This is a genomic window from Streptomyces sp. Q2, from assembly GCF_056820935.1.
Map to the genome: position 1 here is coordinate 65,450 of NZ_JBXEJE010000017.1, position 12,776 is coordinate 78,225.

The following is a 12,776-nucleotide window of genomic DNA, read 5'->3' on the forward strand; positions in this document are numbered from 1 at the left end:
CCAGGCCGGCGGCGCGAGCCGAACGCTCGGCTCGCGCTCCGTCTGCTCAGAGCCGGTCGAGGATGCCCTGCAGTTCCTTGACCTCGGCGGACTGACCCTTGACGATGTCGCCCGACATCTTCACGGCGTCGGCGTTCTTGCCGTTCTTCTGCTCGTCCTGGGCCATGCTGATCGCCCCGTTGTGGTGCTCGATCATCATCTCGGCGAACATCTTGTCGAACTCGGCACCCTTCATGGACTTGAGGTGCCCCATGTCCGCGGCGGACATCATGCCGCCGCCGCTGCCGTGGTCCATGCCGGGCATGGATCCCGCGGAGGTCGGCTTCTTCCAGGACTCCAGCCAGCCCGTCATCGTCTTGATCTCCGGGGCCTGAGCCTTCTCGATCTTCGCCACGATGTCCTTGAGCTCCGCGTCGGAGGCCCGGCCGCCGGCGAGTCCGGCCATCTCCAGGGCCTGCTCGTGGTGCGGGATCATCATCTGCGCGAAGGTGACGTCCGCGTCGTTGAAGCTCGCGGAGCCGGCCTCGGCGGTTGCCGACACGGAGCTGTTGCCGCTGCCGTGGGCCATGCCGCTCATGTCGTCGTCGCCGCAGGCGGAGAGGAACAGCGCGCCGGCCGCTACGACGCCTACGACGGCGGCGGTGCGGCGGACGGGCTTGCGGCGCGGGGCATGCGTGAAGGCAGTCATGGTCAATTCACCTCGTGTGGTCGGTTCTTCGGCTGTTTCGGCGTACGCGAAGTCGCGGGTACGCACCTGGTGCGCGCCCGCGAGAGCGGTTCGGCCTACAGCCGCAGAACTGACAAACGGGTGAGATCGGGTCCGCGTGGCGGTGGACTGGGCCGCGGCATCGCGGTGATCTGGGAGAGAAGCTCCGCCAGCCGTCCCTGGTGACGGGCGAGCGCCGACCTGAGGAGCGCGAGGAGCACCCACGCGCCGAACAGGACCGCCACGCACAGCGAGAGCATGTCCATGGCCATGGCGGGTTCGTGCGAGGACGACGACCCGGCCGTTTGCGCCGCGTGACCGTCCGTGCCCCGGTCGGCGGGAGCGCTCATCGCGTCGTGGCCCGAAGCTGCCGTATCCATCGCGGCCGAGTGGGACGCGGTGCTCATGGTGGAGTGGGCCGAGTCGCTGGGGTGTCCCATGCCGTGCATCGCGAAGATGCCGAGGGCGGTCACGACGACGAGCAGGAGGTGCCCGAGGGCTCCTCCTGCACGTACGTACCCGCTGACCTTCACACCGACTCCGTCACTGGCCGTTCTGGATCTGCTCCACCGACAGTACCGAAGGGTTCCGGGCCGTGCTGTGTGAGGGGCCGTTTTCCACTGAACTACTTAGCTGGTTAGTGTGATGGCCTTACTGGACGAGCTCCCGTGACCTCTGCCGTCATGCGTCCTGTCCGCGGCCCGCCAGAAGCGGTTGCTGATGGATTCCGCCCGTGTTCAGGTCCCATGCCTCGACGGCGAAGTCGGTGCCGCCGGTGCCTGTCGTGTGGGCTTGCAGTCGCCAGGGGGCCTCGCCGAGCGGGTAGAACCTGAGGGTGAGGACCTGGCCGGAGGCGAGGTAGATCTCGGCGATCGAGCCGTCCACGACGATGCGTAGCTCGACGGGGGTGCCGGGGATCGCCGCGGCCGGGCAGGGGAGCGGGTACGCACCCGCTCGGGCTCGTGGGTCCAGCGATGCGTGGCCGCGGTCGACGGTGAGTCGGCCGGCGGCGGGGTCGAGGGTGATGTCAAGGTGTTCGCCGCCGTCCGCGGAGGTGAGCAGGCGCAGGCCGCTGGTGCCGGACGGGTCCGGGACCAGGACGGCGGTGAGGTCGAAGGTGCGGCTGACCTGCCCCAGTTCGACCGCCTCGGTCCTGGTCACGCGTCCGGTGCGGTGCAGTACGCGCTCGCCGCGCAGGGCGAGCAGTTCGCGGGCGGGGCGCTGGGCGAGCGTGCCGTCGTCGGCCAGGGTCACCTCGCGCGGGAGGGTGAGAACACCTGCCCATCCCGCCTCGTGCACCCAGGAGTTGTCTCGGGCCTCCCACGACCAGCCCCACAGCAGCCACCGGTCTTCCCCGGGGGCCTTCAGCAGGGCGGGGGCGTAGAAGTCCGGGCCGTGGTCCAGGCGTAGGGAAGCGTCCGCCGTGAAGCGGCCCTGTTCCTCACGTCCTGTGTGGACCGTGACATGGGACGGGCCGTCCCGCGGGTCCCAGTCGCTGACGATCAGGACGCCGCGGTCGCCGAACGTCGCGTACTGAGGGCATTCCCAGCCCGCCGGGTCGGCGTCGGCACCGGCGCCGCCGGCGGCGAAGGGGCCTTGGTAGGCCCAGTTCTCCAGGTCGTCGGACTCGTAGAGGAGCGCGGCGCCGCGGCCGTCGGCGAGTGCCGCGCCGACCAGCATCCGCCAGCGGCCGTCCTGCTGCCAGACGTACGGGTCCCGGTACATGGTCGTGTCCGTGGGCGGCTCGGGGATGAGCGGCTCGCGGCGCTTGGCCCAGGTGAGTCCGCCGTCGTGCGACTCGGCGGTGGTGACCGGTTGCCACCAGCGGCCGTTGCGGTTCGCGGAGTAGAAGGCCAGCATCCGGTCGGCGACGGAGACCGCGTTGCCGGAGTAGCAGCCGTCGGCGTCGTCGCCGCCGGGGGTGGGGGAGAGGGCGACCGGGAGCAGCTCCCAGGTGATCAGGTCGGGGCTGCGGAAGTGGCCCCAGTGGATGTTCGCGTGCTGCGGGCCGTGCGGGTTGTGCTGGAAGAACACGTGGTAGTGGCCGTCGTGGAAGACCAGCCCGTTGGGGTCGTTGAGCCAGTGGCGAGGCGGGCGCAGGTGTACGGCGGGCAGGTGGGGGTCGGCGGGCGGCGTGGGCACACGGGGCCTTTCGAAGGGTGCGCGAGGCACAGGGGGGGGTGGCAGAACCAGTGGGGACGGGGGGACGGCGGGGGTCAGCCCTTGACGCCACTGGAGGCGATGCTGCTGACGAAGGCCCGCTGGAAGGCGACGAACAACGCGAGCACCGGCACGGTGATCATCGACGAGTAGGCCATGACCTCGCCCCAGGAGGGATTGAGCTGGAAGAAGTAGTCGATGCCGACCATGACCGGCCGCAACTGCTCGCTCTGGACGACCATGAGCGGCCACAGATAGGCGTTCCACATCGGCAGGAAGGCCAGGATGGCGACCGTGGCGATCGCCGGACCCGACAGGGGCATCACGATGCGCCGGTAGATGCCGAACCAGCTCGCCCCGTCGATGACCGCCGCTTCGTCGAGTTCCTTGGGGATGCTCTGGAAGTACTGGTGGAACAGGAAGATGAACATGGCATTGGCGACGAAGGGCAGGATCTGCACCTGGTAGGTGTCCAGCCAGCCTTCGGTCACGACGAGCCGGCCGTCGTTCAGCTGCAGCCAGGGCAGTTTGTTGACCCACCACACCATCGGCAGGGCGAAGGTCTCGAACGGCACGATCAGCGTCGCGATCACGGCGGTGAGGACGACCTTCTTGCCGCGCCACCTCATCCGGGACAGGGCGAACGCAGCGAGGCTGTTGATGAAGATGCTCAGCGCCACGGTGATGACGGAGATCCCGACGGAGTTGAGCAGGAACCGGATGGCGGGCACCCGGTCGAAGACCCCGGTGTAGTTGTCCAGGGACAGGTGGCCGACCGGCAGGAACGCCTTGATGCCGTCCAGGTCGCCGAAGATCTGCTGGTCGGGCTTGAACGACGACACCAGCATGAAAACGATCGGGAACGCGAAGAACAGCGCGAGCGCGACGCGCGCTACCTGCAGGCCGACCCGGCGCAACGAGGGCCGGAGGCGACGGCCCTCCGGGCGTGCGGGAGCAGAGGACACGGGAGCAGGGGATACGGAGGTCATGTCAGTCCTTCTCCCGGGTGAGGAAGCGCTGGACGAGGGAGACGGCCAGCACCAGAACGAAGAAGACGAGGGAGATCGCGGACGCGTATCCGGTCTGCTGCTGGCTGTATCCGGTCCGCACGGCCTGGTAGACGACCGTGCTGGTGGAATCCAGGGGCCCACCTTGCGTCATCACGCTGACCTGGGTGAACAGGGCGAACGCGTTGATGGTGATGGTGATGAGCACGAACGTGCGGGTGGCGCTGAGGCCGGGCCAGGTCACGTGCCTGAAACGCATCCAGCGGGTGGCCCCGTCGATGTCGGCCGCCTCGTACAGGTCCTGCGGAATGGTCTGAAGGCCGGCCAGCCAGATGACCATGTGGAAGCCGACGCCCTGCCAGACCGACATGAGGATGATGGCGGGCATGGCCGTGGACGGGTTGTTCAGCCAGTCCGGACCGTGCACCAGGCCGAGGGTGACGCGGGAGATGATCTCGTTGACCAGGCCGGTCTTCTGGTACAGCAGCGTCCACAGGATCGAGACCACGACCATCGAGGTGACGACCGGGAGGAAGTAGACGGTGCGGAAGAAGTTGACGCCCTTGACCTTGGCGTTGACGAGCACGGCCAGCACGAGCGCCAGGCCGCCCTGCAGCGGGACGACGACAGCGGCGAAGTAGAAGGTGTTGCGCAGTGACTTGTAGAACAGCGGGTCGTCCAGCAGGACGCGGAAGTTCTGCAGACCCGTGAATCGGGCCGGGTTCGGGGACACCAGGCGGGCGTTGGTGAACGCCAGCGCGAAGGCCAGCGCCACGGGGATGACGATGAACATCACCAACAGGAAGACGGCGGGGCTCACCATGCCGAGTGCGGTGAGGCTCTCTCGGCGCCGTGCGCGTCCCCGCGTCGCGCGTAGGGTCGGCGGGGCGTCGGCGACGACGTCGGGATGGGTGGACATTGGCGGCATTGTGCTGCTCATGGGGCATCCAGGCAGGTACAGGTCCCGGCGGAGGCGGAGGCGCTGAACCGCCGCCGTCCGCCGGAACGGGCGGACGCGGTCAGCTGCCGGTGGAGTAGCCGCTGGTCGACAGGTTGTTGTCGATCTCGCTGACGGCCTGGTCGAGGGCGCCCTTGACGTCGGCGCCGGCCAGGATGTCCCGAGCCGTCTTGGAGAACACCGTGGAGATGTAGGGGTAGGCCGGGGTGACCGGCCGGACCACCGCGAACTTCTGCGCTTCCTTGAGGAAGACGTTGAACTGACCGCCCGGTTCGTAACCCTTCACCTGTGCCGCTGCCGCGTCGGTGGCGGCGATGGTGTTGGTGGCCTTGGCGAAGTCCACGAAGTACTTCGTCTGCCGGGAGAAGTTCAGGTAGGCCTGCGCGCCTTCCTTGTTGGAGCAGGTCGAGCTCATGCCCCACTGCCAGGAAGCTCCGCCGATCTTCGGCCCGTCGCCGAAGTCGACCGGCGGCAGGATGGCCAGGTCGCTGCCGAACTTGTCGGTGTTGGCCTGGGCCGACCAGCTGCCGTCCCACTGGATGGCGGTCTTGCCGTTGCGGAAATCGTCGGCGGGGCTCTTGCCGGACTTCTGCGGCGCGTAGCCCTTCGTCACCAGCGAGCGGAACCACTTGCCCCACGCGACGGCCTTCTCGCCGTTCAACGCGCCCTTGGCGGTCTGGTACGCCGAGCGGTCGATCAGGTCGCCGCCGAAGCTCTGCAGCATCGGGGAGTAGGCGTACGGCCACCACTCGCCGGGGTTGCCGGTGCCGAGGTCCAGCGCGTTCCTGAACGTGCCGCCCGCCTTGATCTTGGCGAGCGCGTCCATGAACTCGCCCTGGGTCCAGGGCTTGTCGAGGGTGGGGACGCGGATGTCGTACTTCTTCAGCACGGACTTGCGGGAGTACATGGTCAGCGCGACGTCGTAGAAGCCGAACCCGTAGGTCTTGTCCTGGTACGTGGCGACCGTACTGGGCAGCTGGTCCTTCACGGCGACCTGCCCCTTGGACAGGTCCAGCGGCGCGAGGTACCCGCCCCAGGCCCAGTTCGGGACATTGGGCCCGTCGACGTCGAGGATGCACGGCAGCTTCTTGGCGGAGGCGGCGGCCACCACCGAGTCGTTGTAGGAACCCTGCGGGAACGCCTGGATCTTGACCTTGTACGTGCTCTGACCGGCGTTGAAGTCCTTGACGATCCGCTTCACGACGCCGTACTCGGCGGCGTTGCCGGCGTTGTGCGTCCACAGGGTCAGCGTGTTGCCGTCGGCGCCCGACGAGCCGGTGCCCCCGCTGCCTCCGCATCCGGCCACCAGTACCGCCGCGGACAGGGCGGCTACACTCGACACCGCGAGGCGCCTGGTTCTTGATTCGACTGGGTTCACTGGGTTCCTCCAATTTCACTGGGCACGGTCCTGGCAGACCGTGCCGGGCGGCCGGTGATGACGGCCGCCTGTATCGGTGGTGCTTCGCCGTCTCCGAGGTCAGAGTCGGGGCGGCGAAGCGACCGAGGCCCGTGCCACGAGCGGGCAGGACAGCTCTTCCTGTGCGGCCGGGCCGGTGGCCTGGTCGGATGCGGCGGTGAGCGCGAGCAACCGCGCGACGGCGCGCGCCCCCATCTCGTAGTGCGGCAGGGCGACGGTGGTCAGAGCGGGAAACAGGCCGTCGCAGATCAGTTCCTGGTTGTCGAAGCCGATGACCGACACGTCCGCGGGGATCGACATCCCCAGTTCGGCGGCGGCACGGTAGGCGCCCATCGCCATGCGGTCGTTGAAGCAGAACAGCGCGGTGGGCCGGGGTGTCGTGCGCAGCAGCGCGAGTGCCGCCCGATACCCGCCGGCGGCGTCGGAGGTGGCGGTCACCACCAGCCGGGGGTCATCGGCGATGTCCGCCTCGGCGAGGGCACGGCGGTAGCCCTCCAGGCGTCCGTGGGTGGCCGGAATGTCGTCGACGTTGTTGACGAAGCCGATCCGGCGGTGGCCGTGACGCAGCAGTTCACGCACCGCCGTCGTCCCGCCCTGTACCTCGTCCGGCACCACCGAGGGCACGGTGGCATCGTCCGAGCGGGCGTCCAGCAGCACCGTGGGCACCGAGCGAAGCCGCTCCGGGACCTCCACGACCCGGTGGTACATCGACGCGTACAGCACCCCGTCGACCTGGCGCTGCAACAGCAGATCGATCTCCTTGCGCTCCAGCGCCGGATCGCCTCCGGTGTTCAGCATGAGCAGGAGCACGCCGTGCTTGGCCGCCTCGTCCTGCGCTCCCAGGATGATCCGCCCGGCGTAGGGGGTGGTGGCGATCTGGTCGCTGACGAAGCCGACGGTGTTCGACCGCTTCAGCCGCAGTCCCCGCGCCAGATTGTTCGGCGCGTAGCCCAGCCGCCGGGCCGTCTCCAGAACCCGCTGCCGGGTCTTCGGGCTGATCCGCTTGCCCTCGACCTCGTTGAGGATGTGGGAGACCGTCGTGACCGAAACCTCGGCGGCGGCCGCCACGTCCTTGATCCCCACCCTGCCGGCCATCCTGTGCCCAATCGTTTTGGCAACTGATTGCGGGATGAGATTGCGCCCCCGGAGGCACCTGTGTCAACGGCCCGTTACGAACTCGTGGCCGAGCGCTGCCGCATCGGTCGGCCCGCGGACTCAGGGAACGGCGAGTCGATCGCGCTGCCGCACGCCGCCGTCGTCCTCCTGCGGCCACCCCTGAACGGGACCCGGCCGGGGACGGTTGTGCAAAACGTTTTGGATATCTAGCTTGTGCGCCATGAGCCACAGAACGCCTCCGCCGACCGACCGCCTCCTGGTGAGCGGCTGCGATGTGCTGCGCGTCCCGCCGCAGGGCGAGTGCGAGATCCTGCCGGCGCAGGACATCGTGGTGGCGGACGGAATCATCGAGGACGTACGACCGACCGGCGGCCCCTCGGGTCCGGGGCCCGCGGCCGACGTGATCGACGGGCGCGGACTGCTGGCCGTTCCCGGCCTGGTGAACGCGCACACCCACAGCCCCATGGTGCTGATGCGCGGCGCGGCGGAGGACGTGACGGTCGAGGGCTGGTTCAACGACCGTGTCTGGCCGATGGAGTCCAACCTCACCCCCGAAGACGTACGGGCCGGGGCCCGGCTCGCCTGCGCCGAGATGATCCGCTCCGGCGTCACCACCTTCGCCGACCACTACTTCTTCCCCGAGCAGATCGCGGAGGCGGTCGCCGAGACCGGCCTGCGGGCCGACATCGCGCCGACGTACTTCAGCAGCCGGGGCCAGGAAGCCCTGGAGGAGACGGTGAGGTTCGCGGAGGCCTGGCACGGCCGTGCCGACGGCCGCGTCACCGTCTCGCTCGGGCCGCACGCCCCCTACACGGTCGACGACGGTGACCTGCGGACCCTCGCCGGACACGCCCGGCGGCTCGGCCTGCGGACGCACATCCACGCCGCCGAGCACCTGGAGCAGACGCGGTCCAGCGTGGAGCGGCGCGGCATCACACCGATCCGGGTGCTGCACGAGACGGGAGTGCTGGAGGCCGGGGTGCTGATCGCGCACGGCTGCGGGATCGTCGAGGACGACCTGCCGCTGCTGGCCGAGTACGCCGGCACGACCGCCGTGGCCTGCTGCCCCAAGGTCTATCTCAAGCACGCCCTGTCCCCGCTCACCCCGGTCCGCGACCTGCTCGCCACCGGCGTCACGGTCGCCGTCGGCACGGACGGCGCCGCCGGCCACAACACGCTCGACGTGTGGGAGGCGCTACGGCTGGTGGCCCTCACCCAGAAGCAGGCGGTACGGGACGCCACCTGGATGACCGTCTCCGACACGCTGCGCATGGCGATGCGGGGCGGGGCCCGAGCCCTCGGGCTGCAGAGCGAGATCGGGGCGCTGGAGCCGGGGATGCGCGCCGACATCGTCCTCACCGACGTGTCCGGGCTGCACTGCCGTCCGCTGCACGATCCGCGCGCCGCACTGGTCTACAGCGCCCGCGCCAGTGACGTACGGACGGTCGTCGTCGACGGCCGGGTGCTGATGCGCGACGGCCGGCTGCTCACCGTGGACGAACCCGCGCTGCTGGCCGAGGCCGACACCCGGGTGGCCCGGATCCTCGACACCTCCCACGGCAGGGCGGTGCAGCACTATGACCCCTGATCCGTACCAGCGGGCGGCGGTCCGGCGCCCCGCGTCCATCAAGGACGTGGCCGCCGCGGCGGGCGTCAGCGCGACCACCGTCTCCCACGTCCTCAGCGGCAACCGGCCGGTCAACGAGCACACCGCCGCCCGGGTCCGCAGCGTCGTCAACCGGCTCGGCTACGTCCCGGCGTCCCTGGCCCGCAGCCTCCAGGCCGGGTCCACCTCGGTGATCGGCCTGCTGATCCCCGACATCAGCAACACCTTCTTCGCCGAGCTGGCCAAGGGCGCCGAGGACGCCGCCCACGACCTCGGCTACGGCCTGATCCTGTGCAACACGGAGTTCGACGCCGACCGCGAGGACCGCTACCTCGGCATGATCCGCAGCCGGTTCATCGACGGCATGGTGTACGCCTCGGGGTCCCCGCCGTCCCGGCGGCGGCTGGAGGCCCTGATGGGCAAGTTCCCCATAGCGCTCGCCGACGAGGAGGTCGAGGGTCTCGAAGGCGCCCTCATCGCCACCGCAGACCACGAGGCGGGCGGACGGCTGGTGGGGGAGCACCTGCGGTCGCTCGGCCACCGCCGGGCCCTGATGCTGACCGGCCCGCCCGCCCTGAAGAGCAGCAACGCCCGCGCGCACGGTTTCGTCCGGGCCTTCCGGGGCGAGGTCGTCGAACGCGTCGGCGACTTCAAGGAGACCTCCGGATACGGCCTCGTCGCCAAGCTCCTCCAGGAGGGTGGTCTCCCCGAGGACTGCACGGCCGTGTTCGCGGCCAACGACCTGATGGCCTTCGGCGCCCTCCTGGCGCTGAGGGAGGCGGGACTGTCGGTTCCGGGCGACGTGTCGGTGGTCGGCTTCGACGACATCCGGGCGGCCTCGCTGGCGCATCCGCCCCTGACCACCGTCCACCAGCCGGCCTACGACGTGGGCCGCACCGCCACCGCGCAACTCCTCCAGTACGTCACCCGGGGCGAGGTCCCGCCCGCCTCCCGGCACACCCTTCCCGTCGAACTCAAGGTCCGCGGCAGCACGGCACCCGCCGCCCGCTGATCCTCACCCGACCTCAACTGCCATCGCTCCGCACGGAGTTCCCGTGCCGATGCCCCCTGCCCGAAAGGCGGTTCGCCATGCCCAGAGTGCTCGTTGTCGGCGAGTCCTGGTTCACCTACACGGTCCACCAGAAAGGCTTCGACGCCTTCCACACCGCGCAGTACACCGAGGGCGGAGGTGCCTTCCTCGACGCGCTCCGCTCACGCGGCCACGACGTGACCTACGTGCCCTCGCACGAGATCCCGACCCGCGTCCCGGCCACCGCCGACGGCTTCGACGCGTACGACGTCGTCGTCATCAGCGACGTGGGCGCCAACAGCTTCCAGCTCCCGCCCGAGACCTTCGACCACTCCGTCCCCGCGCCCGACCGCTCCGAGCTGGTGCGCGGCTTCGTGGAGCGGGGTGGCGGGGTCCTGATGATCGGCGGCTATCTGACCTTCAGCGGTATCGACGCCCGCGCGCGATGGGGGCGCTCCCCGCTCGCCGCCGCCCTGCCGGTCACCATGCTGGACCGCGACGACCGGGTGGAGCTCCCGGCCGGTGCCGTCCCCGAGGTGGTGGGCGAGCACACGGTCGTACGAGGGCTGGAGCGGTCCTGGCCGGCGCTGCTCGGCCTCAACGAGGTGGCGGCGCGGCCTGGGGCGTCACTGCTCGCCGAGTGCGCCGGACACCCCCTGCTCGTCGTCGGCGACCACGCCGCGGGCAGATCAGCGGCGTTCACCTCCGACGTGGCACCGCACTGGGCACCGCCGCCGTTCCTGGCCTGGGACGGGTACGCCGAGCTGTGGGACCGGCTGGTGTGCTGGCTCGCGGGAAGGGAGCTGTGATGGCCGTACCCGTGAGGACGTCCGTCACCGGCACACCCCATATCGCGGCTCGGCCGGGCGACTTCGCGCCGCTCGTGCTGATGCCGGGCGACCCGCGCCGCGCCCGGCGCATCGCCGAGACGTTCCTTCAGGACGCGCGGCAGGTCACCGACGTGCGCGGCATCCTCGGCTACACCGGCAGCCACCAGGGCGTACCGATGTCGGTGCTCGCCTCCGGCATGGGCATCCCGTCGGTGACGATCTACGCCACTGAGCTGTTCCGCCACTACGGCGTCCGCAGGATCGTCCGGGTCGGCACGGCCGGCGCGATCCCCGCCTCGGTGTCCCTGCGGGACGTCGTGATCGCCTCCGCAGCGCACACCGACTCCAGCCTCAGCCGCATCCTGGTCGACGGTCTGACCCTCTCCCTCGCCCCCTCCTACCGGCTGCTGCGCGCCGCCGCGGACGCCGCCGAGCGGGAGCTCTCCAGTGGCGAGGCCGTGCACGTCGGGCCGGTCTTCAGCAGCGACCACTTCTACCTCGACCGCCCCGCCCTCTTCGACGCCCTGGAGCGCAGGGGCACGCTGGCGGTCGAGATGGAGGCGGCGGGCCTGTACGCCGTGGCCTGCGCTCAGGGCGGCGAGGCCCTCGCCGTGCTGACCGTCTCCGACCATCTGCGCATCGGTGAGGCCCTCACCGCCGCGGAACGCGAGACGGACTTCGACCGGACGCTGCGCATCGCCGCGACCGCGCTGCTCACCGACGCCTGAAATTCCCACACCGGAAATGAAACAGAAACCGGGCGACGTAGCCAAAACGTTTTGCACTTTCTACTGTCAACGCAGCCGCCTACTCGGCGAAGAAATGATCAGGAGATCGAACATGAGATACGGAAGAAGCGCCGCCATCGTGGTGACGGTGACAGGGATGCTCGCCCTCGGCGCGTGCGGAGGATCGGATGGCGGGGACGATTCCGGAGCGGCTTCCTCCGGCAAGCCGCGCATCAAATTGGTGATCAATGGCGGGCTGGGTGACAAGTCGTTCTTCGACTCCGCCTACGCCGGCCTGCAGCGGGCCTCGAAGGACCTCGGCTACCAGCTCAAGGTCGTGGAGCTCGGCTCCGACCGCACGAAGTGGGAGCCCGGCTTCGAAGACGCGGCCTCGGCCGACGACTACGACATCCTCGCCGCCGGCACGTTCGACGTCACCGACTACATCGGCAAACTCGCCCCGGAATTCCCGGACAAGAAGTTCTGGGTCTTCGACGCACCGGTCGACTACAGCGGCAAGAACGGCGCCTGTTCCAACAAGTGCGAGAACGTGTACTCCGTCACCTTCAAGCAGAACGAGGGCGCTTATCTCGCGGGATTCCTGGCCGAGAAGCTGGTGGCCGCGAAAGCCCTCAAGGGAACCGCATCGCAGAAGAAGGTCGGCGTCATGGGCGGCGTGAAGATCCCGCTGATCGAGGACTTCGTCGTCGGTTTCACGTCGGGCTTCCAGGCCGCCGGCGGAAAGAAGTCCGACGTCCTCGTCCAGTACGTGGGCGGCGACAAGCCGTTCGGCGACCCCGCCAAGGGCAAGGAGATCAGCACCGCCATGTACGGCCAGGGCGCCGCGCTGGTGTGGCCGGTCGCCGGGCTCTCCGGGCTCGGCACCTTCGAGTCGGCCGTCGGCGCCGAGCGGTACGCGTTCGGCGTCGACTCCGACCAGTACCAGACCCTCGCCGACCAGGCGCAGAAGAACACCGTCGTCACCTCCATCCTCAAGAACGTCGGCAACGCCCTGTACAAGGCCGCGCAGGAGGACCAGAAGGACACCTTGAAGTACGGCGCCGTCTCCACCGTCGGCCTCGCCGAGGACGCCGTCGGCTATGTCAACGACGACCACTTCAAGGAGTTGGTGCCCGAGAAGATCCGCACCGAGGTCCAGGAAGCCGCCGACAAGGTCAAGTCCGGCTCCGTCACGGTGCCCAGCGCCCTCTAACCGAA

At 69.5% G+C, this 12,776-nt stretch carries 12 protein-coding genes; 5 read left to right on the forward strand and 7 right to left on the reverse strand.

Going from position 1 to position 12,776, the window contains the following annotated elements; genetic code table 11:
* Positions 1-46: 46 nt before the first annotated feature.
* The 7 genes from ACWBNA_RS19900 to ACWBNA_RS19930 form a co-directional block, all read right to left on the reverse strand.
* The gene (locus ACWBNA_RS19900) at positions 47-688 is read right to left on the reverse strand and encodes a DUF305 domain-containing protein (protein WP_482705768.1); all 642 of its coding nucleotides are present in this window, start codon (positions 686-688) and stop codon (positions 47-49) included.
* Between the two features lie 95 nt (positions 689-783).
* Entirely contained in the window at positions 784-1,239 is a 456-nt protein-coding gene (locus ACWBNA_RS19905; protein WP_482705769.1) for a DUF6153 family protein, read from the reverse strand.
* Positions 1,240-1,387: 148 nt separating this feature from the next.
* Positions 1,388-2,848, reverse strand: coding sequence for a glycoside hydrolase family 32 protein (locus ACWBNA_RS19910; RefSeq protein ID WP_482705770.1), 1,461 nt, complete (start codon positions 2,846-2,848; stop codon positions 1,388-1,390).
* Positions 2,849-2,922: 74 nt separating this feature from the next.
* Positions 2,923-3,831: a carbohydrate ABC transporter permease gene (locus ACWBNA_RS19915; RefSeq protein WP_482705771.1), complete on the reverse strand. Its 909-nt coding sequence runs from the start codon at positions 3,829-3,831 to the stop codon at positions 2,923-2,925.
* A gap of 25 nt (positions 3,832-3,856) precedes the next feature.
* Positions 3,857-4,792 (reverse strand): carbohydrate ABC transporter permease, encoded by a 936-nt coding sequence (locus ACWBNA_RS19920; protein ID WP_482705772.1) that lies wholly within the window; start codon positions 4,790-4,792, stop codon positions 3,857-3,859.
* A gap of 100 nt (positions 4,793-4,892) precedes the next feature.
* Positions 4,893-6,173, reverse strand: a complete 1,281-nt coding sequence (locus ACWBNA_RS19925; protein ID WP_482705773.1) for an extracellular solute-binding protein — start codon at positions 6,171-6,173, stop codon at positions 4,893-4,895.
* A gap of 135 nt (positions 6,174-6,308) precedes the next feature.
* Positions 6,309-7,343, reverse strand: a complete 1,035-nt coding sequence (locus tag ACWBNA_RS19930; protein ID WP_482705774.1) for a LacI family DNA-binding transcriptional regulator — start codon at positions 7,341-7,343, stop codon at positions 6,309-6,311.
* Between the two features lie 241 nt (positions 7,344-7,584).
* Between ACWBNA_RS19930 and ACWBNA_RS19935 the strand changes: the two genes are divergently transcribed.
* From ACWBNA_RS19935 to ACWBNA_RS19955, 5 genes are all read left to right on the forward strand, one after another.
* A complete protein-coding gene (locus ACWBNA_RS19935; protein WP_482705775.1) occupies positions 7,585-8,952 on the forward strand; it encodes an amidohydrolase family protein in 1,368 nt (455 codons plus the stop codon).
* Positions 8,942-9,982: a LacI family DNA-binding transcriptional regulator gene (locus tag ACWBNA_RS19940; protein WP_482705776.1), complete on the forward strand. Its 1,041-nt coding sequence runs from the start codon at positions 8,942-8,944 to the stop codon at positions 9,980-9,982. The genes ACWBNA_RS19935 and ACWBNA_RS19940 overlap by 11 nt, the downstream gene beginning before the upstream one ends.
* 77 nt (positions 9,983-10,059) lie before the next feature.
* Positions 10,060-10,809, forward strand: a complete 750-nt coding sequence (locus ACWBNA_RS19945) for a glutamine amidotransferase (protein ID WP_482705777.1) — start codon at positions 10,060-10,062, stop codon at positions 10,807-10,809.
* Entirely contained in the window at positions 10,809-11,558 is a 750-nt protein-coding gene (gene deoD, locus ACWBNA_RS19950; protein WP_482705778.1) for a purine-nucleoside phosphorylase, read from the forward strand. The genes ACWBNA_RS19945 and deoD overlap by 1 nt, the downstream gene beginning before the upstream one ends.
* A gap of 112 nt (positions 11,559-11,670) precedes the next feature.
* A complete protein-coding gene (locus ACWBNA_RS19955) occupies positions 11,671-12,771 on the forward strand; it encodes a BMP family lipoprotein (RefSeq protein WP_482705779.1) in 1,101 nt (366 codons plus the stop codon).
* Positions 12,772-12,776 lie beyond the last annotated feature (5 nt).